Origin of the sequence: Muribaculum gordoncarteri (genome assembly GCF_004803695.1) — a bacterium.
Classification (GTDB): Bacteria; Bacteroidota; Bacteroidia; order Bacteroidales; family Muribaculaceae; genus Muribaculum; species Muribaculum gordoncarteri.
Genome location: NZ_CP039393.1, coordinates 1,533,925 through 1,558,365, shown reverse-complemented (window position 1 = coordinate 1,558,365; position 24,441 = coordinate 1,533,925). Strand labels below are relative to the sequence as shown.

Here is a 24,441-nt window from a genome sequence, read left to right as displayed (position 1 = left end):
GGTATATATTAAATCGTTTCTGTTTTGTCAGCTGAAAGAATTGCGTTATGCGAGGTTGCAATTCAGCCGATATTTCGTAAAAGTACAACATTTTTTTGCAAATAAAAATTCAATAAATATGTTGATTTGCAAGAAAAATAATGTGCGATAATGGGCGTTGAAAGATGTAAATCTCTTGCGCAGAGATGCTTAACTGCATAATTGGATGCCGTAAAATTAATCAATAAATCTGATATTATGACATTTGAGTAAATATATTTTGCATGAAATTTTGCCGAGTGTAATTTGTGATAGTGAAAAGTTGGCAATTACTGCATTATAACGCCGTGCAATGTATTGTAGCATAGCCGGTTGTACATTGGCAATATCTCTGCGCAAGAGATGCTTAATTGTGTGAAATCAATCTCGCATAACCAATATTAAAACAATGAACTTATTAAGAACATTCATCATCGCAGCGTTTGCAAGCAGTGTCATTGCCGTAAGCGCACAGGAGCATCTGAAGAGCCTCGCCCCTTCAGGCTTCGATGCCGATACACCGGTGTCGAAAGATTTCTACCGTCACGTAAACAAAGGTTGGATGGAATCCCATCCTCTTACTCCCGAATATGCATCCTACGGGCAATACAAAATCCTGAGCGACTCAGGCAATAACCGTGTGCGCCGCATTGTGACAAATCTCGCCAAAACCAATCCCGAGAAGGGCACTACGGCCTATAAGATAGCTGCTCTCTATGAATCGGCCATGGACTCAACACGCCGCAATCAGCTCGGAGCGGCACCCATCAGGGAGGCCCTCTCGAAAATCGAGAACACTACGCCCGACGGCATGGATGATCTCTTCATCTGGTTCCATAAGTACTATGGCTCCCCCTTTGTCAAAGCCGGCCACATGGCTAATGTTGCCGACAGCAGGGAATACGCTATGTATGTCAACGGTGGCGCAATAAGGCTTGGCGACCGCGACTATTACCTCAATAACGACAAGCGGAGCAAGGATGTGCGCGAGGCATATAAGAAACTTATCGCCGCGCAGATAATTAATGCGGGCTACAGCAAGAAGGATGCCGCACGCATAGTCAAGAATGTGATGAATATCGAAACACTTCTTGCCGACTCAACATGGACGCGCGAGGAGAGCCGCAACATCCCGGCAATGTATAATATACGTAGCATATCGCAAGTGAAGGAGATGTTTCCCAACATCCCCTGGGATCGCATATTCAACGAGGCAATGGGCATCGACACTCCCGAAATGCTCATAGTCACCACCATCAATACTGTCAAGCAGGGCGACAACCTTCTTGGCCGACTCACCGACCGTGAGATGAAGGATTACTATATCTGGAGCCTCGTAGACGAGGCATCCAACTGCCTGAGCGACTCATTTTCCGATGCCAACTTTGAGTTTAACAAGGTGATGAGCGGAGTGCAGGAGCAGGCTCCTCGCTGGAAACGCGCCCTCGGTGCCGTAGAAGGGGTGCTCGGAGAGGGTATAGGCGAACTTTACGTGGCCGAATACTTCCCGCAGAGCTCCAAAGATTATGTTGAGGGCCTCGTGGAGAATCTTCGCAATGCGCTCGGCAAGCACATAATCCACCTGTCATGGATGAGCGATGACACCAAACTGCAGGCTCTCAAGAAACTCAATGCCACAACCGTGAAGATTGGCTATCCCGACAAATGGAAGGATTACAGCGATCTTGACATCGATCCTGCCTTCTCCTATTGGGAGAATATGCACAACGCCGAGATGTGGTCGCGAGGTGAATATCTGGCGAAGTGGGGCAAGCCTGTAGACCGCACCGAATGGGATATGACTCCCCAAACTATCAATGCCTATGCCAACGCATTGAATAACGAAATCGTATTTCCCGCCGGCATACTTCAGGCTCCTTTCTATGACCCTGAGGCAAGCGACGCCGAGAATTACGGCGGCATAGGTGTGGTGATAGGTCATGAGCTTACTCACGGTTTCGACGATCAGGGACGCCAATTTGATTCTCAGGGCAATATGGTTAACTGGTGGACCGATGAGGATGCTGCTGAGTTCAAGAAGCTCACCGAGGGTCTTGTTGACCAGTATTCCGCAGTAGAGGTGCTTCCCGGTTTATATGCAAACGGCCGGTATACTCTTGGTGAGAATATCGCCGATCAGGGAGGCTTGCGCATCGCTATGACGGCTTTCCTTGACTCTCAGAAGAAGAAAGGCGTCGATGTGAAATCGGAGGAAGCCAAGATCGACGGCTTTGACCCGATGCAGGTATTCTATCTGAATTTCGCCAACGTTTGGGCCAATAACATCCGTGACGAGGAGATTCGTTCGCTTACAATCGGCGATGTCCACTCGCTCGCCAAGAACCGCGTCAATGTGGCAATCCGCAATCTCGACACCTTCTTCACAACGTTTGGAATCACCGATGGCGACGATATGTTCCGTCCCCAATCGGAGCGCGTTGTCATCTGGTAATTTTGGGAGGCATAACCTCGATACTCACAAAAACACTCGGTCATCGGCGGCCGGGTGTTTTTGCTTGGCGCGGCTTGTGTCGGAGGAGCTTATCAAGCGTGCTTTTGCCCGGTTTCCCTTTGGCGGGGGTGCTGTGCGTTTTTGCGAGGGTAGGGCGCGGCTCATCCGACTGCCCGGAAGTGGGCATCGGGGATTGTTGACAAGCTTGTGCTGATGTTTCTCGAGGCTCAATGCCCTGCATGTCCGGCTTTTGCTTTGATTTCGGTTGGCGCGACGATGACGCTTTTGCTGTCTTTTGTGCCTTTGCCGCCTTTGCGGCTGCTTTGCGCTCACGGGCGAGGCGTTGTAGTTCACGTGCGCGGTATCGGCGGCGGATTGTAGGCATAATCAACATGAATATTGCACGTGGCACTCCCGCAGTCACCTCGATTACGGTCAGGTCGCGCTGATAGGCATCGATTGCCGCGCATATCTCGTCACGGTAATGCTTTGGCAGCCTGTCGACGGCATCCTTCCACTCCCGATCAAATTTCAAACTTTTACCTCTCTTGCTCTGTGCGTTCATTGCTCTATTTTCCATAATCATTATTTTTTCAGCAAATATAGTACGCTGAAATCCCCGATTTCACCCCATAATGTCGCGAAGCGCATTTTTCCCTGACTAATTACTCCCATTTTTGTATCTTTGTGTATAGTTCACAGCAAGTTGTCTGATAGCATTACCACCAGCACAGTTGTGAATTGCTTTCATTTTTTGTATCTTTGTGTATAGTTCACAGCATTTCGGTCGACACTTTAAAAAGGTCGTTGTTGTGAATTGCTTTCATTTTTTGTATCTTTGTGTATAGTTCACAGCGCCGACAGTTTCTTTGTGGATGCCGCCCAAGTTGTGAATTGCTTTCATTTTTTGTATCTTTGTGTATAGTTCACAGCTTAACCAATTAACTTATATGAAATGAAATAGTTGTGAATTGCTTTCATTTTTTGTATCTTTGTGTATAGTTCACAGCGCTGCTCGATACCGGCTATCCTGCCGTCGGGTTGTGAATTGCTTTCATTTTTTGTATCTTTGTGTATAGTTCACAGCTTCCTCGGTTCTCACTTGGGTCAGAATCTTGTTGTGAATTGCTTTCATTTTTTGTATCTTTGTGTATAGTTCACAGCGTGTATATTTATCGGCATAATTTAAAAGGTGTTGTGAATTGCTTTCATTTTTTGTATCTTTGTGTATAGTTCACAGCTACCTTGAGGGTTACTTTCGTCACCTGACGGTTGTGAATTGCTTTCATTTTTTGTATCTTTGTGTATAGTTCACAGCACGGGAGAGTTTCTAAAACCGACCGGTACGTTGTGAATTGCTTTCATTTTTTGTATCTTTGTGTATAGTTCACAGCGCTTCACGAATAGAAGACCTATTAGATTTAGTTGTGAATTGCTTTCATTTTTTGTATCTTTGTGTATAGTTCACAGCAAAGCTCAAATCGCTGAATCGGCTGCTCTCGTTGTGAATTGCTTTCATTTTTTGTATCTTTGTGTATAGTTCACAGCTTCAGATACTCTTCAAGTTCTTCGCGGTCGGTTGTGAATTGCTTTCATTTTTTGTATCTTTGTGTATAGTTCACAGCCGCGTGCAAGTCGTGCCCATAAGCACTTGTGTTGTGAATTGCTTTCATTTTTTGTATCTTTGTGTATAGTTCACAGCGTGTATATTTATCGGCATATTTTAAAAAGTGTTGTGAATTGCTTTCATTTTTTGTATCTTTGTGTATAGTTCACAGCACAGGCAACGGCAATATGCTCAGAGAACAAGTTGTGAATTGCTTTCATTTTTTGTATCTTTGTGTATAGTTCACAGCGATACCTTCAACACCCGGTGGCAAAAAACGGTTGTGAATTGCTTTCATTTTTTGTATCTTTGTGTATAGTTCACAGCAGTTCGTACTGTATGATAAATCTGACACAGTTGTGAATTGCTTTCATTTTTTGTATCTTTGTGTATAGTTCACAGCCGCGTGCAAGTCGTGCCCATAAGCACTTGTGTTGTGAATTGCTTTCATTTTTTGTATCTTTGTGTATAGTTCACAGCTCGTGACCATGACAACCGTCTTGTGCTTTGGTTGTGAATTGCTTTCATTTTTTGTATCTTTGTGTATAGTTCACAGCTGTTTGACTTTAGGGAAGAGCATCTAAGCAGTTGTGAATTGCTTTCATTTTTTGTATCTTTGTGTATAGTTCACAGCTTAACACCGGGGTAGTATTCGCCGCCGCCGTTGTGAATTGCTTTCATTTTTTGTATCTTTGTGTATAGTTCACAGCTATAGCCTTGTCCGCATTTTTAATGTTATTGTTGTGAATTGCTTTCATTTTTTGTATCTTTGTGTATAGTTCACAGCACCACATGAACGCTATAAGCAATTCAATGAGTTGTGAATTGCTTTCATTTTTTGTATCTTTGTGTATAGTTCACAGCACATACGCTTCGCCCGATGGCTCGGCGTGTGTTGTGAATTGCTTTCATTTTTTGTATCTTTGTGTATAGTTCACAGCAGATTGCTCGTAATTTACTGATTGGCAATATATTACAAAGATTATTTCAAATAAAAAACTGTTGTCAATAAACGGCAACAGTTTTTTGTTTTCATTAGATTTAATTTCCGAAAGTCAGAACAACTCAAGTTGTTGACTTCCTATAGGCAAATTTTTTTCGGATTTTCCCTGAAATAATTCCATTGCGCCGAATTGCTTATCGGTAACGCACAACAAGCCCACAACTCCATCAGTAGGGATAAAGCTTTTCACACGCTTAATATGCACATCGGCATTCTCCTTGCTCGGACAGTGCCTTATATAAAAAGAAAATTGAAACATAGTGAAGCCATCGCATATAAGATTCTTGCGGAACTTTGCAGCTTGCTTGCGCTGATGCTTCGTTTCGGTAGGAAGATCAAAGAATACAAACACCCACATAACCCTATATTCACTGATGCGACTGTTCATCGTCTAACTCAAATGTTGAAAGATGGATAGACCAATTTCCGCGATTCACCGCTAAAACACTTGTATAACGAATAGGTAGTGCGTCCTACTCCATTCATCAACGGACTCCGGCATCCGTCAATCACAACATCAATCGTGGGAATTGACAACAATCGTGATTTTACCGATGTCGTCAAATCCACCAATCCATCAGAATTATCGAAGATATCAACTACTAAAGCATCCACAAACGGTCGATAAGGTTCCATTATGTCATCGGCAAGACAATAGGCATTATATCGGTTGTGATGATGAATGCCAAGCGTTGGCAATAGTCCGTTTACCACCAAGGCTCTTGCCACAACTGCCCGAAGTATCGCATAACCATAGTTTAAAAGATTATTGGGCTGGCATCCGTAACGATCACGTGTAAAGTCGGGAACCGAAGGAAACATATTACGCCAATAATATGCTGCAGCACGAGCCTCAAGATTGTCACTGTCGCCGCTCTTCACCTGCGACGACCATGCAATCATGTTGCCTGTTTCGCAATTGCGTATCGATGACAACACCATAGCCTGATTGCGTATCTTGCATTGAATCGTTTGCTGCCACAGCTGCTTCTTCAACGGAAGTGAGGCCCTTATCTGTGCCGCAAATCTCTCGCTCTGCAATGTGTTGCCATCAAGCGGTAGCTGTAACGAAACCGGATGATGAGTGCTGTCACACACAATGACGGCCGATGCATTTTCGCTAAGCGATTCCAAGGCGGCTTGGGTGATGGTTATCTGCCGGTTGTCAAGTACAACAACACCTATATCCTCTATGGGAATACTTTTGGTAACAGCATTGCCCGACCCGCATTTGTCGGGCAATCTTATTACCAGCTGTCGGTTTTCGGTCGACAAATAAGCCGGATTACCGAAATATAAAGTACGTTTTATCATGGTATAATTTTATTAACGATTACGATTCGCCCACAGCGACAATCCGGCCAAGATTGTCGATTCTTACCTTGACTGCTTCGTCCATTAATTTAATGGTCTGTATTCGTTTCCAGGTAATGTCACGAAGCTCCTTTACATCGTCGACATTGGTTTCCAGATGATGACGGAAAACATAATATTTAGATGCGAGTTTTTGAACCCTGAACAGATTCGGGCTAATCTTTGCGTAATTATCTCTGTCGAGCAAGTCAACGGCCTTGGGATCAAATGTCTTTATCAACTTTTCCTGACCTGTTGAGCTGTCTACGACCGATTCATATCGCGGAAACACAAAGTACTCATTACGTTTCATTGTAAACAGGAATTCCCATCCGTCGCACTTTCTATAATCCTTATCGATCACCGGAAGCGGGGGCTGGGCACAAGCACGAGCTGTGGCTTCAAAGAAGCTCATGACACGTTCCTGAAGATTTCCCGAAGCATCACGGTATATGGCTATGTGATGGTTGTTGCCGGTGTTTATAAAGTCGGTGGGTATAGTGCGTCCGTCGGCATCACGCATTTCATTGCCAAGATGATCCCTCTTGGAGTGAAGCGGTTCCACCTCGGTAGGACCGGTTATGGTCACCCGCTTTATGGTTATGCCCTTCTCCTTATTCAGGTATATGGGATTAGCATCAAGATTGGTGAATGCCTCTTTGGGGTCACCGCCGTTCTCATCGAGTCGCTGTTGCAGTATGCGCTTAACTCCTTTGTCAATGACCTTGTCAAGCTTAAGGCTCTCGGAAATCTCCTTCCTTATAGTGTAGACACACTCCATCGTAACGGTTTTCACCTTCGTGCCTAATTCAACCTTGCGCTCGTTGTCGATATATACGGGATTCTTTGTCGGGCTGTTCTTGCCAGTAAATGCTTTCTTGGGGTCGCCGTTAAACATATCAAGCCTGCGTGCCAACGCTTTTCGCTCAACGGCCGATGCCACAGTAGCAATCTTGTCGTAGTCAAATGCTACTCCTATCTTCTCTTCCCGCACGACAGGCTGCATTATGCGTCCGTACACCGTTTCGTTGTGCAATTGTCCGCGGGGTGTGAGCTGCACCTTTCGATTGACACCGCCGCTGCACTTTGTGGCATTGACATTCTTTGTCACTACCTTGTTTTTGGACTTATGCGAAACAAATGACTTTTCAAGCTGATCCTTCACCACCGTGCGGAATTCCTTGACGGGAATCGGCGATCGGAATCGCAGATTATTGTGCTTGTCACGCTCAAGATAGCGTTCGCGTATGGCGTAAAACTCCTTACCCTTGTCGCTCTGTGCATTAAGATTGTTTAGATAATGCACATATTCCGCCCTGGTAAAGGCAATGGCCACTGCGTCGACAGCATGGTGACGGTGATCGTTACGCTTGGTCCAATCCTTTATGCGCCTCACGGTGTTACCGTCACGGTTGACAATTGTTTCTGTAAGGCCCTGCCTGTCATACTTATCCCAGTTAAGCTCCTGCAGCACATCGATAAGTTGCCAGTCCTCACGCAAGCGCTCGGTAATCGAGCCTGATGTCGCCGTGACCTCGGGTGCGACTTCCGACAGTATCTCCAACGCCTTGCGCGATATGTATTGGGTGTTGCGCAAATCGCGGTTTATGAAATCCTCGGGAATGTCATTCTCCTTGGTGAGAAGCTTATTGTACTTACCGTGACCTATTTTACCTTCCTTAAGCAATTTATCCACACGATTGCGATACTCCTTGACATATTCCGAGTCATACTTGGCTTCAACGAAGTCCAAAGCCGTGGCATTGCCCTTTTCAATGTTTATGTCACGCGCCTCGATGGTTTTGTTAGCAAAAGAGTCGTCAAACAATCGTGACTGAGGTATTATGTGCTCAATGTCAAATCGCTTGGAAAACAGCTCCTCGCGGGGTATATAGGTATCCGAGTATAAAGTGTGGTATCCTACTTTACTCAGCTCATCGTATAGGCGATATCGTATTACATCATTTCGGCTTGGCCGTTGAATACCGAACTCATTGATAAGCAATTGCCTTATCTTTTCGTTATCGGCAGTCGCCTTGTTGATCGACGAGATAAGGTCGGCACGCTCCTTAGCTGATTTTTTCAGCTCTCGGGCAAGCTCGATTCTGATTTCTATGGGGCACAGAACGAAGCGTTGCTTGATGTGGTCGGCGTGATTTTGTAAAATGCTTTTGATTTCAGAGGGTTAGATGAGGGCAGGGGAGTGGAGTGCATGAAAACGAAATGTTCCGAAAGTTAACATGGATTGGATTTCGGTTTAATTTTTGAGCCGAAAAGTTTACACGAGGGCTGCGCATGGTTTAATCGGGATTGTCGCCGGGCTTGCAATAGTTTTGACCGGGGTTTCGACGGGTTGAGCCGCTGATCAAGATGGATGATGGGGTAGTGGAGCCGGTTGTGTGCCGGTTATTTTTATGCCCGTTTCGTTACTTTGTAAAGTCAAAAAGGTTGATATAACGGTTATTTGTGTAATTTTGCAGGAAATATTAGGACTATGGGACCAGTGAAAGTGATACATGTGCATCTTATCGGCAAGCGCCGGGATCTATATTTTGGCTCAATAGCCGCCATATTTACCGTTTTAACGCCTGATGAGGTGGGTTGTGGGTATGATTACCTACGTCGTGCCGGATTGAGCGGAGGAGGCATGGTAATGACTAAAAAGGCGTGTATCAAGCAGTCAACGCTTATAACGTGTCCTCGTGGGGATAGTTGTCGAGAATAATCCGGATAGGATTCTAAAGGTATTATAACGGCATATTAACGCCATAAGAGAAGGGAGCCAGCCGGTTCCCTATTTTTGTGCCCGAACAGTTCGATTTAGGGCGATTTTCATGCGAGGACGGACACAAGGGCGGACAACTTGGACGGACATTTTGCAAAACTTGGACGGACAGGTTTCAGTCCGTTGAGGTGCAAAAAGCTGATAGGGGCAAAATACCGTTACTTCAAAATGAAATGTTAAAATCGGGGTTTTGTTGCGAACGTAGAAACCCCTACTTTTTCAAATCCACATTATTAATATAGCGTAAAATCAGCATTTTAGCTTATTTATAGCGGTTAAGCGAGGGGGGAACTGCTAAAGCCGAGTGGAGGGAGGGTATACCGGTGGTCACCGAGGGTACCACAGTGAACATCCCAAAGGTCAATTCAGGTGGCACTGGGTGTGGATCAAGCGAAGGAGGTCATGCTTAGACATAGGTCTCAGAGATCTACAGTCTCCTTCGATGTAGAACGGGCATAGGCAGGGACCGGCCTCTCTCTCTCTAATTCCTCGATGCGAGCCTTTAACCGCCCGATTTCTTCCGCTTGCTGCTTAATGGTTTCTAAGAATGTGTTTACCATGGAGGGGACCGGGTTTTGCGATAATTTTTGAGGGTTGTCAACGAAAATTTTCTCGTCAATGTGGTCCTCCGGCACAGAGGAATGAATTATTGGAGTGTCCGAGGATTCCAATAACATTGCCCCTTGCCCTGTTAGTAGCCATACAGGAGAATACTTGGGAAATTTTTCACAGATGAGTTCCAGCCATTTAGATTGAATGTCGGTTCCTTTCGCAATTGCCTTAGATATAACGCCTCGGCTTGCTCCAATGGTACGCTCGATAGTGCCGATGGAGATCCCTTCGGCATCTGCTAAAGTCTTTATACGAGATAAAATTTTACACATAATGCGAAAATTATCGTTGAAAAATTTTGTTGTGCGAGAATTATCGCTTATCTTTGCAGCGTGTTCCTGATGGAACGAGCGGCCAAAGATACAAAAAAGCCGCGATTTTAACAAATTTAAGATTATGACCAACAACGAAATCAAAGAACAAAAGACCCGCCAGATGGCACGAGTCATTTCGATGGCGACAAGTCTTCACTATGCCATCGAGGAGCTGATGAGTATGATGATAGCTGAGGATGAGGACGAGGATTTCTCGCTCGTGGATCCTGAAGATGAAGAGCTTTACCTCGCCCTCGGTATCAAGGCTGACGAGATCGACAAGATGGCCGATATGATTTCGGCACGTTACAAATCAATCAAAAACAAAGACTAAATACCTATGAGTGAGACAAAGAAAATGACCAAGCAGGAGATCCTTGAAATATTCAAGGGCGAGTATAAAAGCGTGCGTCGTAAGTACGAGCGCAAGGTGGAGAAGTATGCTACCGAGATGAATGAGGATTATGAATACTTCTTCCGTTGGCACAGCGACGAGATGTATAAGGCTCAGGTAAACCTCATGGCAGTGCGAGAGTTGCGCCCGATGACCTCATTGGATGACCTTGACAAGATCAAGACTTGCCTCGGTAACCATATCGGGAATATAGAGCACACCCTTATCGAAGGGAGTCAGACCCCCTCAAGCACAAACATGATGATGAACGCGGCGGAGGTACTCAAGCGTGTCGCCATGCAAGAGCTTAGAGGCGACCTTCAGAGACTTCTTTGGGCAATCACCTGTAACGAGTAAGACTATGAGCGCAATAATTAACATGACCCCCAACAACCGCGAAGAGATTTTCACGGCAGCCTATAACGGAAGTTTCTACACGATTACAGGATGTGGCGGGAATCTCGATGAGTGGACCAACGGATACTGCCGGTTGCTTAAAGAGGAAGGTGTAGGTGAGCCGGAGTGGTTTATTACTTTCCGAGGCAAGGATATGAACATGGAATACGGGCTTACAGGTGATAACGCCTACCCCGATGGCCTTACCTTCCTGATGTTCCCATTGACAGGTCTTAATATGGGTCGGCTTGCGATATTTAAGATTCTGATGAGCGACAGGTGGTTCGACGACATAGTTGACAACAACCGTCGCCGTCAAGAGACTATAAACGAACAGGGTTAGACCCAAGAGAGGGCGATCCTCCGGCAAGAGAGCCGGTTAAAGCCGAAAGGCAAAACAAATTTTTCCACTCCCCGGTGTTGCCAAATTTCACCGGGGAATCAGGGAGGCCCGGAAGGTGAGCGACCATGGCGCAAGTATCGGGGTTCGATTCCCCGACCTCCTACTAAAAGCTTTCAAAGATGAAGCAACGAGCAGAACGAATGATCGATAACGCAGTCAAGGTGATGTTAACGACCTTGCAGCGTCAGTTTGAGGACACTTCGACCGTCCTTGACGAATATGAGGCGACCCACAGCGAATATGAAGCCGACCAATCCAAACAGTACGGCGCATTAGTGGAGGGTCACTTTGCCATCAAGGAAGCGATAGACAAGATGAATAACCAACTAAATAAAAAGTGAGACTATGAAGCAAATGATTATTCCGGTAGATGATAAAACGCTTTGTATCTATCCGGCAAAAGATTCAACCATACTGGACTGCCAAATTGAACATTTGAAAAGAGTCCGGAAATGGCTTTCTCAAACTCCTTTTGCGACATTAGCGACTGCTCTGAAGAGCGGCACAGAAAAAGATCAGCTTCGTTGTATGCACCAAGCTGAGCGTTGGCTTCTGAAATGTCATCCGGCAGAGATATTCGGTCGGTACACACGAGTTCAATTCCTTGAAGATGCGCAAAGGCTGATACACATTCTTGGAGGAGTGGTCTCGCCCACTGTGCTAAGGAAGTATCAAAATACATGGCCACGAAAGCGGATGACCATGGATGAAAGGGAGATTTTCTAACCATAACTATTCCATTTGGAAAATAAGCGCAAAAATAACAAAAAATCAAATAAGTGAGAATATGAAAAAGTATATTTCAGTAAGCAAAGAAGGCATACTCAAGCTCCAGAAGGCGTTTCGCATCGATGGCAAGCCCATCGGGGAACGTTGTGTGAGAAACGCACTTGCCTATCGCCAAAACAACGACCTTGCCAAAAAGATACGTTTTGTGGCTCTCAAGCAACATGGAGGCTGCACGTACTACAACCTCAAGGAGGGAGAATTCTTCTTTGACTCCGATGGCTGCTGGCACGCAGTCTATCCCAACCGGGCCGAAATCTACCTTGACAAGCAGACCGGCGAGGGGACGGTATATGGTCCCAAAGGGGAAGTGGCAGCGAGATATGAGCATGTCATGATGAGCCAGATCGATGATATAAAGAGAATGGCGGAGGCACTCTAAATTCGGAGAGTCATGCAGTACCACAACGGCATATATTGTGTATCGGCGCGTGAGCTTATCGACACCGGCATCATGACTGTTGGCAGTTATGAGAAGGCGGTTCAGCGTAAACGCCTCGATGTCGTGCGCCCAGGAGGTGGAGCCGGCAACTATGCCCTTGTCGCATACGACTCCCTCAAGCCGGAACACCGAATTCAAGTTGATGAAAAGCTTGGTGGCAAAGACGCCCATATAGCAGCATGGGTACGCAGCAACTATGTGGAGGATCAAAAAGCGGTCGAATTTTTCAACGACCCGAAAAAGACCGGTACCGAGCTGAAGATCGGCAAGAAGCGTGAGTATATGGTAAACGCTTCAGTGCTGAACACCTGCATCAAGCTATATGACAACGCATCTGCATCACAACGACTTTTCGGCAGGGACTATGACTGGTCACGCATGACCGCCGTGATAGAGAGCCTCCGGGTGCAATTCGGCCACACTCTTCCGGCTTCGGTGCTTCGCTTCCGTCGCAAGGTCAACGATTACCGTAAATATGGTTATATCGCCCTTGTGAGCGGCAAATTCGGCAATAAGAATGCCCAGATGCTGACCGAGAATGAGGAGAGAGCCATCAAGGGTCTGGCGGTATTGCCCACCCGTCCGTGGAACACCACCGTCAGGAAGATGTATGAGATGTTCGTGTGCGGTGAGCTTGATGTATGGGATCCGGAAACAGGCGAACTGCTTGACCCGGACGAATGCGCAAGGATAAAGAACGGGGAACCTTGGATACCGAGCGAGGCGACCATCACCAATTACCTTAATCGCCCGGACGTTAAGCTTTTTATCGACCAGCGTCTAAAACCCAATGTGGATTTCTACCACGAGAATATGCCCCATGTTCACCGTCACCGTGGTCAATACTCACTCTCGCAGATTACAATGGATGACGTTGATCTTCCTCGACGGATGCCGGGCAACAAACGGGTACACGCCTATTATGCCTACGACTCAGTGAGCGAGTGTGTGCTTGCCGCCACCTATTCGATGAAAAAGGACGAGGCTCTTGTTGATGACTGCTTCAGGCAGATGTTCCGGCTGATCAAGCGTCGCCGATGGGGAATGCCCGCCGGTATCGAGGTCGAGAACCACCTTATGACCCGTCATAAAGAGGGATTGCTTGCCGAAGGCGTCGTGTTCTCCCGGGTAAGGTTCTGCGCCCCTCAGAATTCACAGGAGAAACAGGCTGAGCCGCTCAACGGAGCCAAGAAGCGGAGCATAATCCATAAGAACCGTGAGGAAGTGGGACGCTTCTATGGCAAAGGTAAGTGGCGCACATACCAGAAAAAGATCAGCGACGAGACCAACGAGACATGGGAGGACAAAAAATACTATACCTTCGAGGAGCTTGTGGCCGACGACCGAGCCGACAACGCTGAATGGAACAACAGCCTCCATCCGGATCAAAAGAATTATCCCGGAATGACACGATGGGAAGTCCTGGTCTCCAATATCAACCCCAATCTCAGACCTTACGATGACCGGATGGTAGCCCGGTACGTAGGTATGAAGGTTTCCACGAGTATCCGGCGCAATTCTACAGTAAGGGTCAGCCATAGTGACTGGTGGCTCAGCGAGCCGGAGGTGCTCGGTCGCCTGAAGTCGAACAGCTATAAAGTGACGGCATACTATCTGCCGGATGATGAAGGCGACGCTCAGGACGTGTACCTTTATCAGGATGACCGCTACATCGACAAGGTTGAGAAAGTCGAGACATTCAGCCGTGTCATGGCAGAGCAGACGGAGGAGGATAAAGCCCGGTTTGCAAGGCAGATGCAGAAGATAAACCAGTTCAAGGAATACTTGAGTAAAAACGCAATCGCCCGTCTGGGCATACAGGCGCGCACGGCGGCTCCGGAGCCGGAGGACGAGGACATTACCGTGCCGGAGGTCGAAACGGCGACAGACGCGCCCGAAACGCTCACAGCGGCATGGGTTGAATATGACACCGCAAAGGTGGCAATCGAAGATTTATAATGAAATTAAAACACTGTTAGAATATGATTACAACAGAAATCAGAAACAAAATCGCAGAAGCGATAAGGGCAGCCCGGACAAATTACCCGAGCGATGCCAAACACGCCGCTTCACTCGGGGTGACAACCTCGGCATACAGCTCCATCAAGAACGGGCAGACCGAGCGTGTCCTTAGCGACGGCAACTGGATGAGCATAGCCCGCAAGCTCGGGGTCAATCTCCGTGGCGGGATAGAATGGAAGGCAGCCAAGACCGAGACCTTCAAGTATATCACTACGCAGCTCGAATTCATACAGGAGCGTGGGTTGAGCGGTCTGTTGTGTGACCTTCCCAATATCGGCAAGACCTTTACCGCCCGGCATTATGTCAAGACCCATCCGAATGCGGTCTACATCGACTGTTCGCAGGTCAAGACCAAGCTGAAGCTCGTTCGCAAGATAGCGACCGAGTTCGGTTCCAACACCAGAGGGTCATACTCGGATGTGTATGCCGACCTTGTGTTCTACCTTCGCTCAATAGACACCCCGCTGATCATACTTGACGAAGCCGGCGACCTCCAGTATGAAGCCTTCCTCGAATTGAAGGCACTTTGGAACGCCACCGAGCGGTGCTGCGCATGGTATATGATGGGCGCCGACGGACTCAAGGCGAAAATCAACCGCTCCATCGAGTGCAACAAGGTTGGTTATGCCGAGATGTTCAGCCGTTACGGAGACCGTTACAGCAGGATAACCCCGGATGACGGACGTGAACGTGAGGCATTCCTGAAAGAGCAAGCTCGCGTTGTGGCTAAGGTCAACGCTCCGGAAGGCACCGATATCGGTGTGATCGTGAGAAAGAGTGCCGGCGGTCTGCGCCGTGTGTATACCGAAATTGAAAAACTTAAAATGGCGTGACTATGATGGATTACAAGATTAAAGTCACGTTTGCGGACGGGAGCCGTAGAGTGCTGAAGGATCCGTCAGAGTTAACGAAAGCAAACAAGCGTCGTGAAATTCGAGTGGTCTTTAAGGACGGCAAGTATATTGACCTTCATTTAGGCCGTGTATGTCCTAAGTTGGGTATTGTAAAGGTAAATACATTTGGCCTTTTGCCCGAAGGCATCAAGTTGGAAAAAATCATGGGATGGTGTTACAAGTTTCCCCATAAAACCTCAAAACGTAAATAATTATGACTGTGATTGAAAAACAATATATGGATTCGGTGATCAATATCAACCGAATGATGCGTAAGGCACAGGATGCTGAGCCCGATTGGGAGCAGCGTCGATATGAGATAGCGTTTGCTGTCTATATGGAACGCAGAAAACTCTTGACATCAAGAGAGGATGATGTTAAGGACGCTGTGGCAGAGGCAGATTTGCTTATAGCAGAATTGAAAAAGACTCAAGAGAAGAAGTAACGATGGCAAAGCGAGCATACAGTCCGAAAGAGGTTCTCGCCAAAAAATACAAGACCTTACCATGGGGCGAGAAATGGAGCGGTCCATTTGGTGAGGTGCCAGTCAACGAGACATGGTTTATCAGTGGCGCCTCGGCATCCGGCAAGAGCAGCTTCGTGATGCAGCTTGCCAAGGAATTATGCAACTACGGGACCACCCTGTATTTGAGCTATGAGGAAGGAATAAGTCAGTCGTTCCAGATGCGAATAAAGCGTGAAAGGATGAGTGAGGTGCAGGGGCGATTCCGCGTGATCACTGATGACACCTACGAGGAACTTGCTGAGAGACTCGGTCGCCCTAAGAGCGCAAAGTTCGTCATAATCGACAGCTTTCAGGAGAGCGGAATCACTTACGATCAATTCATGGAGCTGATAAGCCGTTTCCATCGCAAGAGTTTCATATTCATATCGCAGGAGTATAAAGGGGAACCAGCCGGCAAACCGGCAGGGCGACTCAAATACAAAGCCGGAATTAAAATCCGAGTGGTAGGCTACAAGGCTTATTGTCAAGGGCGCTTCACCGGAGATCCGGGCAGCTGCTACACAATATGGGAAGAAGGAGAGTTAAGAACGTCAAACAACATAGAAAAAGATGAGCATAAAGAAACAGATAGTGGAGCTTGAACCTTCCGGGCGCATCCATAATGAGGCGTTTGTTTCCGCTCCGATGACATGCCGCTATTGCAACGGCAGGGGAGGATTCCCGATTGATACGGTCGAAGGCCCATCGATGGAGGAGTGCCCCGACTGCAAGGGAACCGGCGAGGTCATTGCCGTGGTAACAGTAGAGTGGAAACCTAATAAAAGATAAGATTATGGCACAAAACATCAATCAAGCCTTTCGGCAGTTAGGCCGAACCGAAAAAGCTCAATTCATCGAGAAGAACCTTGAATATGCTTCTGAATGGGCAATCGCCGAGTATGTGGACACATATTTCTTAGGGGTGGCAAAACATCTGTCAGAAGAAACCCTGATGGCAATGCTTCACTACAAACAAGAACAGAGCAAGAGCAATGAAACAGCAGGTAACTAACTTCGGGCGGTTCTACTCCGCTTTCCATAAGCTCACCATACATGGAGAGCCGGACGAGGCAAAGCGTCAGTTCGTGCTGCAGTACACCGCCGGGCGCACCGACTCCCTCAAGGAGATGACCCGGAAAGAATACTCCGACCTCTGCACCGCCATCGAGGGAATGAGCGGCACCAAGGACGAGCTGAAGCGTCGCCGCAGCATAGTCCTTAAGCTGATGCAGGAGCTTGAGGTTGATACTACCGACTGGGCGCAGATCAACGATTTCTGCCGTCACCCGAGAATAGCCGGCAAAGCCTTCGGTCAGCTGTCAATCGAAGAACTGATGGAACTTGCGACCAAACTCCGCTCAATCAAGCGCAAGGGATGGCAGCGCAAGAAGGAACAGCCTGAACAGGCTCCGGCCCCAACCGAGCGAATAACTTATCTTATCAACCTTGCCGGTCCCGGCATGACAAGCTATAACTGAAATGAAAAGGGTAATACAACAAATCAAGAACTTCATTCAGCTCCATACCTCCGACATGGAGAACGAGGATTATATAAACCTCATGCGTGAACTTGCTGAATGGACCACGAGTCAGGCTGACATAGCCGAATACAGCGATGACACCGACACGGTGTTCCCGATAGATGAATAATCACCATCAACAACAAAACTATATGGCAAAAAGAGCAAAAAAGACAATCATCACCGGCGTGTCAAAAGACGCGGCCGAGGAAGCCTTCGCAGTTTACGCCAAGGCAGACGCAGAACGTGCGAAAATCACTGCAGACATCGAGCTCCAGTGCGCACGTATTCGAGAGAAGCATCAGGAAAGACTCTCACAGCTGCAGACCACACAGGACGAAGCGTTTGAGACACTTCAGTCTTTCGCCACCGAAAACCAGTCGGAGCTGTTCTCAAAGAAAAAGAGCCTCGACATGGTGCATGGCACCATCGGGTTCCGCACCGGTACCCCAAAGCTCAAAACTCTCAAGGGGTTCACATGGGCAAGCGCACTGCAGCTCATCAAAGAGTTCCTGCCCGGTCATATCCGTGCCACCGAGGAGATAGCCAAGGACAAACTTCTCGCCGACCGAGAAGATGAGACAGTGGCAGCCAACCTCGCACGTTGCGGCATCTCGGTGGTGCAGGAGGAGACCTTCTTCGTCGAACCCAAAAAGGAGGAGAGCGTAGTATGAAACGAGAAATATCACGTCCTCCGAAAGTGGCACTCTGCCGGGTCTGCAAAGGCTCGGGCAGAGTCCCCGGTGACGAGGAAGGGGAGACCCACACGTGCCTCCAGTGCGAGGGGAGCGGCAGAGTGACAGTGAGCTGCGAAATGATCCTCGACATCAGACCGTATAAACCGGAACCAAAGAAACATCGATGAGCTGAATGTCAAAAAAGAAACCCGGAATAAGTTACAAAAAGCGAGTCGCTGAAACCATACAAAGGAGATATGGCTGAGGTACATATATCCTTTGTATGGTTTCAGCGAACGGACGTTTTATAACCTGCTGAAAGCACCGACCAAGCCGGGATTCGTTGACAGCAATATACAGCCATCACTATTCGATGACGATGATGAGCAATGATTTCGAGCGTGTGATCCGGAACATACTCCGGGATATCGAGGTTGAGCTGACCGACGAGTTCGACCGGAACTTCGAGCGTCAGGCTTTTTTCACTCAGGCATGGCAACGGCGAAAAAGTCCGACCCGTCCCGGCGGTCTGATACTCGTGGACACCGGCGGTCTTCGCCGGAGCATTTACAGTGTCAGGAAGGACAGCAGCATAGTTTTCCGCTCGGATCACCCGGCGGCCGCCATCCACAACGAAGGCGGGGAGATAAAGGTAACAGAACGCATGAAGCGGTTTTTCTGGCACAAGTATTACGAAGCCACCGGTTCCTTCGGCAGGAAGAAGGACGGGACCCGGCGCAATGACAAAAGAACCATACAGCTGTCCACCGAAGCCGAGTTCTGGAAATTCATGGCATTGATGAAGGTCGGCAGGACAATCAAGATACCACAGCGCAAATTCATCGGCACATCTCCCGAGGTCGAGGCAACCGTCAGGGAGATAATCGAGGAAAATATAACAGAATACTTCAAAATTGATTTTGACATAAACGAGAAATGAGAAAGGAATTATACAACGCGATCAAGACCCGGCTTGAGGCTCTTTGCGTAAACGCTGCCGGGGAATATTACACAAGACCGGATGAAGCGGATGTCGATGACGAACTTTATCCTCGGGCTATAAAGCATATCGACCTGTGGAACCGCAATGTCGAATTCATCGATCAGGACACTCCATGGGAGCGTCCGGCGGTGTTCATCGAATTCGAGCCTATCCGTTGGAATGACATTGTTCCGGCGGTGGAATACCGTGCCGAGGCTAATGTCAGACTGCATATAGTTACTGACTGGGCTCCGGCATATAAGGATTTTGCCGGTGTCGGGATAGACCTTGATCTGCCCGATAAAATCCATGATGTGATCGCCGGCATCGATGGCGAGACCTTCAAAGACTTCCAACTCGCCGAGTCCCACACCAACCACGACCATGAGGATATTGTGGAGAGCATCGAGGTTTACAGCTACGTAGCCATCAAGAGTGCTGCGCCCAAAGCCCCATAAACGCCACGTGTCGCATTAAAACAACGGGAGCCGTTACCTTTATCGGGTGACGGCTCTATTGCGTTATATGGGCGAATAAACGGCTAAATTTGGCGTGATGGTTGCGCGCCCGGGTCTGTGAAAAGCATAATATCGGTGTATCCTGCATTATAATTCATGGTGGCGTTGAATTCCTTGCGCCGGCATCGGGCAAACGGGTTGCCGAGAGCCGGGTTCCGACCCATCCACTCGCACAGCTCCACAATGCATGATTTTTCGGACGTGAAATAGATGAAATTATGCCTCGGGAGTACCGACAGCACATCGAGGTAATCGGCGAGTCGCCAATACATACGGTAGGTGCCGACATCAGTTGAGAGGTACGGTGGGTCCACAAGGAATACAACTCCCGGGATGTTTCGATATCTTTCGAAAAGCTCTTTGTAGTCACACGAGGTTATCTCAAGCCCTTCGAGATAATCCGGGCATTCGGCATACCCGGATTTGCGGACATTATTGTAAAGAACTTCCTTGCGCATCTCAGGGATTGACATCTTGTATTTCATTGAGAACATCAACGATGACGAAATGGTGATGAAATCAAGGAATCCTGATTCTCGCTCCTCCGATTCCAGTATGCGGAATATCTCCTCCCGGGCATCGCCGGTCACCGGCTTATGGCGCGGGAACCGGGATGCGATGGGACGGATCAATGACAGCAGATGGTTGGTGCGCGATATGTTGTCGATGCGCCGGCGGTATCCGTCAAAGTCATTATATATCACTGTTGAATCGGGATGGAAGTGTTTTGTGATATGCGACAATAATCCGGAGCCTCCGAACAGGTCAACGAATACGGTGCCGGCGGGATATTGCTTTATAACCTCTATGAAGTGCTTGGCGAACATGCGCTTTTGCCCTACGAAAGGCAATGGCGCGGACATATACAGTTTGCTCATACGTTGAGTTTGAATCTTACCGTATCGTTGCCGGAGAGCAGCTTGCGGGTGTTGTCAATATTATTTTCGTAGATATGCACATTGCCGAGGAACAGCGTGATGGACTTGAGCGGCACATCAATGTGCTTTGCCATAAGGTAGAGATGGTATATGTCGGCGGGAAGACCGAGACTTGCGTCAGAGCTGCGCTGGTATGCGGTTAGTACAAGCTCGCCCTCGTCGATCTGGAACTGCACAAGCGACAGGCACGGCGTTTGATTTGATTGGGCGTTGGTCTCACTGAGGAACAGCACATAATTCTTTGAATTGCGCTTTTCCCGGTTGATACGGTCGATGAGCGGGGGCAGCTTCTCGAAGTAAGTGGGATAGGAATTGATGAGTATGGAGCCGCAGTAATCCCACCAGTTGATGCCGACCTCGCGGTATCGCTCCACTGAACTTTCACCCTGCATGAAAAGCTGAAGCTCGGTGCGCAGTTTCTTCCGGGCAATGCCGTGTTCCTCAAAAATATCGAGGAGGTCGCCCGGTGTAAGAGACAGTGACTGGTTGATCAGATAGAGTATATCTCCCTTGCGGTTGGTCTGTGTCTTGCCCTCCGAAAGGATACGGGCAAGAATTTGATGGTATTTGTTTTTTGCCATGATGATTTGTCGTTGGTGATGATGCAAAGGTAGAGCAGGGGAGACACCCCTTCACCACGGCAAAGACCAATCACACTGCACCCGGATTGCAGTCATTGCGGAAATGCCTGACAAGGCTATATACCTTCCTTTCGCTGATACCGTATTTCTCGGCAAGGACGGCTACCGCATAGGACACCTTTTCCCCGGCAAGAACCATATCGTTGAATTCACCGAAAAGGTCAATATAACGTGTGTCCTCGAGACGCACACCGATATTGCGTAGCCTTTCAAGCAGTTCCCGGTTGAATTTCAGTATCTCAAATATCGTCATATCGAAATTAATTGTTAATTTTGCAGTGTCTCACTTATTCAAATAGCACGGATTCACCGGCCGGTAAGGCATAATGCTCCCGGCGGCCGGTGAATCCGTGTTTGTGTTAAAGAGTAAGTGAGACGACTGTTTAACAAGCCGGGGGCATTTTTATGTCCTCCCCGGAGGGACAATGATATTTTTAGCTCATAACATCAACTATATTTGAAATTAATGTGTTATCTTTGCACTCAAAGAGTAGGTTTTAGCCTTTAAAGTCGTATGTGATCGACGTGTGGGTTATTGCTTACTCTTTTTTCATTATATGGTATATGGCTTCAGTGCGCTCTTTATAGACTTCGGTCTTTACAATCCAAGTGTCGGAACCGAGTTGAAGCTCATAAACGTTATATCCGGTTACGCCACGCTCCTTTTTCTTTTTGATGTTCGCGATAGCCTTCGGGTTCGTCATATCTTTGACTTCACCCAATGGGCTCTCGCGCACATAAACAAGATCTGATATGTGCAGATTGATTTTGGAGAACATTTCAGCCTCCTCGATATTCATGGCATGGGCTATTCCACGTTTGAATGATTTTTTAGTCTGGTAAAAATTCCCTGTCGCCAGATTCGGATGCCCGGCTTCAAGTCTGGTCGCATCTTCAACGATACTTTTACGATAATTCACGAACCCGGGATCTCGGCGGAATTCCAGACAGGAGCGTATGTACTTGCAAGCCGCGCAGACCTCATTGTCCGGCACGAATGCCCGGGCGAGCTTGAGCTTCCCTTTGGCTATGTCGCAGTCCCGGCAGCGACGGATGGTGTATGGGTTGTAATCCGGGACAGACTTTTGCTCCAGTCCGGGATTGAAACGGAATATCCCCTTGGTGTCGCGCTGGAGAGCGTCATCGCCGAGACGCATAGCCTCGTCATGCGGAGTCTCGGTGTATTTAGATTTGCGCACCTGAACCACGGTGCAACGGCAGTTCCAACCGTTGGGCGGATAGAATTCTTCCCAGAAAGAATCCGAAGGCGGCAGCGTCACACCGTCGAGAGCGGCATGTTCCGGACGCACCTTGTCATCCTTCTGGGTTCGGTACTGGAGATTGTAACGGTCACCGTCAGCCATGAACCTTTCCCATTTGGAAGCCATCTGTGCCGATGAAGCCACGAAATTATACTCAGACCGGAGCCAGTTGCGGTTGTAGATCTCATCGATATTCCGGGCATCGTTCAAAAACTGTTCGAACGGCTTTATAACACCGTTATCATCATAAAGCAACGAGAGAGCCTCATTGACCTCATGGTACGACTTCATGCCGGAGAAAACGAAGTTTGAGCGTTGAAGCCTCCGGCGCATGGCGTCCGACATATCGACCTTTTCAAACGACGAGTCGAGAGCCACCGCATGGGCATCCATGAATTCCCGGACTTGAGGGGTTGACAATATGTCGATGGCAAGTTCTGCGCCGTCTGTTTTGTACACAGCTTTCATCATACCATTGAATAATCCGGAGAGTCGCTTGCGTAAAGCATCCTCCTCTTTCCCGAGAGTCAGTGTCGGGGGATTGTCGCCGAGCCACCGGGCATAACGCTCATGCAGCCCCGCATAGTCAGCGGGGCTCAGTCGAAAAAACGGCGGGAATTCTTTTGCTTTCCGTCATCGTCAGGATTATCGTCAGAACTATCTGTCGGAGGTTCTGGCATCCTGTCGCGACGCTCTCCGACCGGCATGCCGTATTTGTCGGCAAAATATGACGGATCAACTTCGTAACGGTCGGCAATCATAGTCTCGTATTGAATCTGCTGTTCCGGAGTGTAATCAACCGCATCATTCCATTCAAAACGCAGTCCCTTCAGAGGGAAACCGTGTTTTATCATTCGTGGTATGAGCTGATTGTTCACTATGTCGCGCAGCATATCCCGGTCTGACTCAACAAGGTTCTCGAACACCTGAAGGTGAGTTTCCGATTGTGAAAGGGAGGAGCCGTCCTCGATGGTCATGGTCTGCCCGATGGTAAGTTTTGACAACTCCGAGTTTGCCCTGTCGATGCGCTTGTCATAGACGTTGAAAGCGTCGCCCTTTCCGGACTCGACAAACTGTATCTCGGTCTCCATGCCGGCGACCATGGAGAGAGCGGTTCCGGCATCCCGCATCATCTTTTCGAGGCGGTTCCACTCCTTAGGGTCGCGTGTCGTGGTTCGGGCAATGCGCATCGGCATCCCGAAAATCTCAGCGAAAGCGTCCCAGAACGCATTGGCATGTTTTTTCGGTATGGTCTGCTGGGCAGCCTTGAGATAAATCCCGAGGTCATCCGGCAAACCGGCCTCTATAAGCCAGTCGGCGTAGGGTGCCTCGTGATAGTTAACCCCGGATTTCCAGTCGTCGCCGATATTCACAACACAACGATGGTATTCCGGGATCACATGTTTTCGGGGGATGAGCTTCACGCCGTCATAGCAGAGGCAACCGTCGCCGTCACGGGTAAGTTCCCCGAGCTCGATCAGTGAATGCCCCCACCAGATGGAATCATGTGCGAGTCTCAGGAGCTGTTTGAACCATGACTGGTCGAAATAATGCCGAGCTTTCTCATCCTCGTCGCCGGAGGCGTTTACGAGTTTGAATGATCGGGACATCACGAATCCCCGGCGCTGGGTGGTACAGCCGGAGAGGTGCGGGTCGGCATCCACATCCCGATATATATCGTATAACTTGCGGCGGTTTGGTGAGTCAACGTTCAATGCCATCTGCCAAGCCATGCGCCAGTCGGCTATGTCCTGTTGGGTTAAGGCATCGGTCACCCGTTGAATCTCAAACACCGTGCGTTGGAACTTCTTGCGGTCTCCGGGCTTGGCGAGATTAAGATCACCATGCGGTGTATGCAGTATTGGAGCTTCAGTTTTCCTTGAGCGGAAATTCTGAAGAAAATTGTCGAGAATATTCAT

The 24,441-nt window shown here is 48.2% G+C and carries 30 protein-coding genes and 1 CRISPR repeat array; of the genes, 20 read left to right on the top strand and 10 right to left on the bottom strand.

All coding sequences use genetic code 11. The annotated features are described in order from the left end of the window. The first annotated feature begins 427 nt into the window (after nt 1-427). The gene (locus E7746_RS06900; protein ID WP_136410287.1) at nt 428-2,470 is read left to right on the top strand and encodes a M13 family metallopeptidase; all 2,043 of its coding nucleotides are present in this window, start codon (nt 428-430) and stop codon (nt 2,468-2,470) included. Nucleotides 2,471-2,510: 40 nt separating this feature from the next. Here E7746_RS06900 and E7746_RS06895 read toward each other — a convergent pair whose 3' ends face one another. The 4 genes from E7746_RS06895 to cas9 all read right to left on the bottom strand — a co-directional run bounded on the left by E7746_RS06895 (nt 2,511) and on the right by cas9 (nt 8,575). Beyond that, nucleotides 2,511-3,050, bottom strand: a complete 540-nt coding sequence (locus E7746_RS06895) for a DUF6291 domain-containing protein (protein WP_136410286.1) — start codon at nt 3,048-3,050, stop codon at nt 2,511-2,513. A 153-nt stretch (nt 3,051-3,203) separates the two neighbouring features. Further along, a CRISPR array of direct repeats spans nt 3,204-5,017; the repeat unit is 47 nt; unit sequence GTTGTGAATTGCTTTCATTTTTTGTATCTTTGTGTATAGTTCACAGC. A 114-nt stretch (nt 5,018-5,131) separates the two neighbouring features. Continuing rightward, nucleotides 5,132-5,467 (bottom strand): CRISPR-associated endonuclease Cas2, encoded by a 336-nt coding sequence (gene cas2 / locus E7746_RS06890; protein WP_238337357.1) that lies wholly within the window; start codon nt 5,465-5,467, stop codon nt 5,132-5,134. A gap of 8 nt (nt 5,468-5,475) precedes the next feature. After that, a complete protein-coding gene (gene cas1 / locus E7746_RS06885; protein ID WP_136410285.1) occupies nt 5,476-6,393 on the bottom strand; it encodes a type II CRISPR-associated endonuclease Cas1 in 918 nt (305 codons plus the stop codon). Between the two features lie 19 nt (nt 6,394-6,412). Next, complete coding sequence (gene cas9 / locus E7746_RS06880) at nt 6,413-8,575, bottom strand: type II CRISPR RNA-guided endonuclease Cas9 (protein WP_354665511.1); 2,163 nt, start codon at nt 8,573-8,575, stop codon at nt 6,413-6,415. Between the two features lie 351 nt (nt 8,576-8,926). On the opposite strand from cas9, the gene E7746_RS15240 reads away from it, so the two are divergent. Next, a complete protein-coding gene (locus tag E7746_RS15240; protein ID WP_136410283.1) occupies nt 8,927-9,157 on the top strand; it encodes a hypothetical protein in 231 nt (76 codons plus the stop codon). 479 nt (nt 9,158-9,636) lie between these two features. Here E7746_RS15240 and E7746_RS06870 read toward each other — a convergent pair whose 3' ends face one another. Next, nucleotides 9,637-10,278, bottom strand: coding sequence for a hypothetical protein (locus tag E7746_RS06870; protein WP_136410282.1), 642 nt, complete (start codon nt 10,276-10,278; stop codon nt 9,637-9,639). Between E7746_RS06870 and E7746_RS06865 the strand changes: the two genes are divergently transcribed. The 18 genes from E7746_RS06865 (at nt 10,265) to E7746_RS06780 (ending at nt 19,621) form a co-directional block, all read left to right on the top strand. Then, on the top strand, nt 10,265-10,477 hold the full coding sequence (locus tag E7746_RS06865) for a hypothetical protein (protein WP_136410281.1): 213 nt from the start codon (nt 10,265-10,267) through the stop codon (nt 10,475-10,477). The genes E7746_RS06870 and E7746_RS06865 overlap by 14 nt on opposite strands. Before the next feature lie 6 nt (nt 10,478-10,483). After that, on the top strand, nt 10,484-10,894 hold the full coding sequence (locus tag E7746_RS06860; RefSeq protein WP_136410280.1) for a hypothetical protein: 411 nt from the start codon (nt 10,484-10,486) through the stop codon (nt 10,892-10,894). 4 nt (nt 10,895-10,898) lie between these two features. Next, nucleotides 10,899-11,276 carry a hypothetical protein gene (locus E7746_RS06855; protein ID WP_136410279.1) on the top strand — a complete coding sequence of 126 codons (378 nt, stop codon included), beginning with the start codon at nt 10,899-10,901 and terminating at the stop codon, nt 11,274-11,276. A 179-nt stretch (nt 11,277-11,455) separates the two neighbouring features. Then, nucleotides 11,456-11,677 carry a hypothetical protein gene (locus tag E7746_RS06850; RefSeq protein ID WP_123396737.1) on the top strand — a complete coding sequence of 74 codons (222 nt, stop codon included), beginning with the start codon at nt 11,456-11,458 and terminating at the stop codon, nt 11,675-11,677. 4 nt (nt 11,678-11,681) lie between these two features. Next, nucleotides 11,682-12,062, top strand: a complete 381-nt coding sequence (locus tag E7746_RS06845; RefSeq protein WP_136410278.1) for a hypothetical protein — start codon at nt 11,682-11,684, stop codon at nt 12,060-12,062. 61 nt (nt 12,063-12,123) lie between these two features. Further along, a complete protein-coding gene (locus E7746_RS06840) occupies nt 12,124-12,504 on the top strand; it encodes a hypothetical protein (protein ID WP_136410277.1) in 381 nt (126 codons plus the stop codon). 12 nt (nt 12,505-12,516) lie between these two features. Beyond that, nucleotides 12,517-14,523, top strand: a complete 2,007-nt coding sequence (locus tag E7746_RS06835) for a hypothetical protein (protein ID WP_136410276.1) — start codon at nt 12,517-12,519, stop codon at nt 14,521-14,523. Between the two features lie 23 nt (nt 14,524-14,546). Continuing rightward, the gene (locus E7746_RS06830; protein WP_136410275.1) at nt 14,547-15,419 is read left to right on the top strand and encodes an AAA family ATPase; all 873 of its coding nucleotides are present in this window, start codon (nt 14,547-14,549) and stop codon (nt 15,417-15,419) included. Nucleotides 15,420-15,421: 2 nt separating this feature from the next. After that, nucleotides 15,422-15,691 carry a hypothetical protein gene (locus tag E7746_RS06825; protein ID WP_136410274.1) on the top strand — a complete coding sequence of 90 codons (270 nt, stop codon included), beginning with the start codon at nt 15,422-15,424 and terminating at the stop codon, nt 15,689-15,691. A gap of 2 nt (nt 15,692-15,693) precedes the next feature. Continuing rightward, nucleotides 15,694-15,924 carry a hypothetical protein gene (locus tag E7746_RS06820; protein WP_238337356.1) on the top strand — a complete coding sequence of 77 codons (231 nt, stop codon included), beginning with the start codon at nt 15,694-15,696 and terminating at the stop codon, nt 15,922-15,924. Nucleotides 15,925-15,926: 2 nt separating this feature from the next. Beyond that, the gene (locus E7746_RS06815) at nt 15,927-16,586 is read left to right on the top strand and encodes an AAA family ATPase (RefSeq protein WP_136410272.1); all 660 of its coding nucleotides are present in this window, start codon (nt 15,927-15,929) and stop codon (nt 16,584-16,586) included. Beyond that, nucleotides 16,555-16,773 (top strand): hypothetical protein, encoded by a 219-nt coding sequence (locus E7746_RS06810; protein WP_136410271.1) that lies wholly within the window; start codon nt 16,555-16,557, stop codon nt 16,771-16,773. The genes E7746_RS06815 and E7746_RS06810 overlap by 32 nt, the downstream gene beginning before the upstream one ends. 4 nt (nt 16,774-16,777) lie before the next feature. Beyond that, nucleotides 16,778-16,996 carry a hypothetical protein gene (locus E7746_RS06805; protein ID WP_123396729.1) on the top strand — a complete coding sequence of 73 codons (219 nt, stop codon included), beginning with the start codon at nt 16,778-16,780 and terminating at the stop codon, nt 16,994-16,996. Further along, nucleotides 16,977-17,462, top strand: a complete 486-nt coding sequence (locus E7746_RS06800) for a hypothetical protein (protein WP_123396728.1) — start codon at nt 16,977-16,979, stop codon at nt 17,460-17,462. Before E7746_RS06805 ends, E7746_RS06800 begins: the two co-directional genes overlap by 20 nt. A gap of 1 nt (nt 17,463) precedes the next feature. Then, nucleotides 17,464-17,634, top strand: a complete 171-nt coding sequence (locus E7746_RS15100) for a hypothetical protein (protein ID WP_168184322.1) — start codon at nt 17,464-17,466, stop codon at nt 17,632-17,634. Nucleotides 17,635-17,656: 22 nt separating this feature from the next. Further along, the gene (locus E7746_RS06795; protein ID WP_123396727.1) at nt 17,657-18,178 is read left to right on the top strand and encodes a host-nuclease inhibitor Gam family protein; all 522 of its coding nucleotides are present in this window, start codon (nt 17,657-17,659) and stop codon (nt 18,176-18,178) included. 385 nt (nt 18,179-18,563) lie between these two features. Next, a complete protein-coding gene (locus E7746_RS06785) occupies nt 18,564-19,121 on the top strand; it encodes a phage virion morphogenesis protein (RefSeq protein WP_136411310.1) in 558 nt (185 codons plus the stop codon). After that, nucleotides 19,118-19,621: a hypothetical protein gene (locus E7746_RS06780; RefSeq protein ID WP_238337355.1), complete on the top strand. Its 504-nt coding sequence runs from the start codon at nt 19,118-19,120 to the stop codon at nt 19,619-19,621. The genes E7746_RS06785 and E7746_RS06780 overlap by 4 nt, the downstream gene beginning before the upstream one ends. An 83-nt stretch (nt 19,622-19,704) precedes the next feature. On the opposite strand, the gene E7746_RS06775 is transcribed toward E7746_RS06780, so the two are convergent. The 5 genes from E7746_RS06775 to E7746_RS06755 form a co-directional block, all read right to left on the bottom strand. Then, on the bottom strand, nt 19,705-20,559 hold the full coding sequence (locus E7746_RS06775) for a DNA adenine methylase (RefSeq protein WP_136410270.1): 855 nt from the start codon (nt 20,557-20,559) through the stop codon (nt 19,705-19,707). Then, nucleotides 20,556-21,200, bottom strand: coding sequence for a thymidylate synthase (locus tag E7746_RS06770; protein ID WP_136410269.1), 645 nt, complete (start codon nt 21,198-21,200; stop codon nt 20,556-20,558). Before E7746_RS06770 ends, E7746_RS06775 begins: the two co-directional genes overlap by 4 nt. A 70-nt stretch (nt 21,201-21,270) precedes the next feature. Further along, entirely contained in the window at nt 21,271-21,513 is a 243-nt protein-coding gene (locus E7746_RS06765; protein ID WP_136410268.1) for a hypothetical protein, read from the bottom strand. A 286-nt stretch (nt 21,514-21,799) separates the two neighbouring features. Continuing rightward, on the bottom strand, nt 21,800-22,990 hold the full coding sequence (locus tag E7746_RS06760; protein WP_238337375.1) for a phage head morphogenesis protein: 1,191 nt from the start codon (nt 22,988-22,990) through the stop codon (nt 21,800-21,802). Nucleotides 22,991-23,118: 128 nt separating this feature from the next. After that, nucleotides 23,119-24,441, bottom strand: a complete 1,323-nt coding sequence (locus tag E7746_RS06755) for a phage portal protein family protein (protein ID WP_136410266.1) — start codon at nt 24,439-24,441, stop codon at nt 23,119-23,121.

Coding starts and splice junctions, on each gene's coding strand:
- E7746_RS06855 (WP_136410279.1), top strand. CDS start 10,899: ATGAGCGCAATAATTAACATGACCCCCAACAACCGCGAAGAGATTTTC.
- E7746_RS06820 (WP_238337356.1), top strand. CDS start 15,694: ATGACTGTGATTGAAAAACAATATATGGATTCGGTGATCAATATCAAC.
- E7746_RS06795 (WP_123396727.1), top strand. CDS start 17,657: ATGGCAAAAAGAGCAAAAAAGACAATCATCACCGGCGTGTCAAAAGAC.
- E7746_RS06755 (WP_136410266.1), bottom strand. CDS start 24,441: ATGAATATTCTCGACAATTTTCTTCAGAATTTCCGCTCAAGGAAAACT.
- E7746_RS06860 (WP_136410280.1), top strand. CDS start 10,484: ATGAGTGAGACAAAGAAAATGACCAAGCAGGAGATCCTTGAAATATTC.
- E7746_RS06770 (WP_136410269.1), bottom strand. CDS start 21,200: ATGGCAAAAAACAAATACCATCAAATTCTTGCCCGTATCCTTTCGGAG.
- E7746_RS06765 (WP_136410268.1), bottom strand. CDS start 21,513: ATGACGATATTTGAGATACTGAAATTCAACCGGGAACTGCTTGAAAGG.
- E7746_RS06830 (WP_136410275.1), top strand. CDS start 14,547: ATGATTACAACAGAAATCAGAAACAAAATCGCAGAAGCGATAAGGGCA.
- cas1 (WP_136410285.1), bottom strand. CDS start 6,393: ATGATAAAACGTACTTTATATTTCGGTAATCCGGCTTATTTGTCGACC.
- E7746_RS06815 (WP_136410272.1), top strand. CDS start 15,927: ATGGCAAAGCGAGCATACAGTCCGAAAGAGGTTCTCGCCAAAAAATAC.
- E7746_RS06900 (WP_136410287.1), top strand. CDS start 428: ATGAACTTATTAAGAACATTCATCATCGCAGCGTTTGCAAGCAGTGTC.
- E7746_RS06800 (WP_123396728.1), top strand. CDS start 16,977: ATGAAACAGCAGGTAACTAACTTCGGGCGGTTCTACTCCGCTTTCCAT.
- E7746_RS06895 (WP_136410286.1), bottom strand. CDS start 3,050: ATGGAAAATAGAGCAATGAACGCACAGAGCAAGAGAGGTAAAAGTTTG.
- E7746_RS06775 (WP_136410270.1), bottom strand. CDS start 20,559: ATGAGCAAACTGTATATGTCCGCGCCATTGCCTTTCGTAGGGCAAAAG.
- E7746_RS06810 (WP_136410271.1), top strand. CDS start 16,555: ATGAGCATAAAGAAACAGATAGTGGAGCTTGAACCTTCCGGGCGCATC.
- E7746_RS06865 (WP_136410281.1), top strand. CDS start 10,265: ATGGCACGAGTCATTTCGATGGCGACAAGTCTTCACTATGCCATCGAG.
- E7746_RS06825 (WP_136410274.1), top strand. CDS start 15,422: ATGATGGATTACAAGATTAAAGTCACGTTTGCGGACGGGAGCCGTAGA.
- E7746_RS06780 (WP_238337355.1), top strand. CDS start 19,118: ATGAGAAAGGAATTATACAACGCGATCAAGACCCGGCTTGAGGCTCTT.
- E7746_RS06840 (WP_136410277.1), top strand. CDS start 12,124: ATGAAAAAGTATATTTCAGTAAGCAAAGAAGGCATACTCAAGCTCCAG.
- cas2 (WP_238337357.1), bottom strand. CDS start 5,467: ATGAACAGTCGCATCAGTGAATATAGGGTTATGTGGGTGTTTGTATTC.
- E7746_RS06845 (WP_136410278.1), top strand. CDS start 11,682: ATGAAGCAAATGATTATTCCGGTAGATGATAAAACGCTTTGTATCTAT.
- E7746_RS06850 (WP_123396737.1), top strand. CDS start 11,456: ATGAAGCAACGAGCAGAACGAATGATCGATAACGCAGTCAAGGTGATG.
- E7746_RS15240 (WP_136410283.1), top strand. CDS start 8,927: ATGGGACCAGTGAAAGTGATACATGTGCATCTTATCGGCAAGCGCCGG.
- E7746_RS06805 (WP_123396729.1), top strand. CDS start 16,778: ATGGCACAAAACATCAATCAAGCCTTTCGGCAGTTAGGCCGAACCGAA.
- E7746_RS06870 (WP_136410282.1), bottom strand. CDS start 10,278: ATGACTCGTGCCATCTGGCGGGTCTTTTGTTCTTTGATTTCGTTGTTG.
- E7746_RS15100 (WP_168184322.1), top strand. CDS start 17,464: ATGAAAAGGGTAATACAACAAATCAAGAACTTCATTCAGCTCCATACC.
- E7746_RS06785 (WP_136411310.1), top strand. CDS start 18,564: ATGAGCAATGATTTCGAGCGTGTGATCCGGAACATACTCCGGGATATC.
- E7746_RS06760 (WP_238337375.1), bottom strand. CDS start 22,990: ATGAAAGCTGTGTACAAAACAGACGGCGCAGAACTTGCCATCGACATA.
- E7746_RS06835 (WP_136410276.1), top strand. CDS start 12,517: ATGCAGTACCACAACGGCATATATTGTGTATCGGCGCGTGAGCTTATC.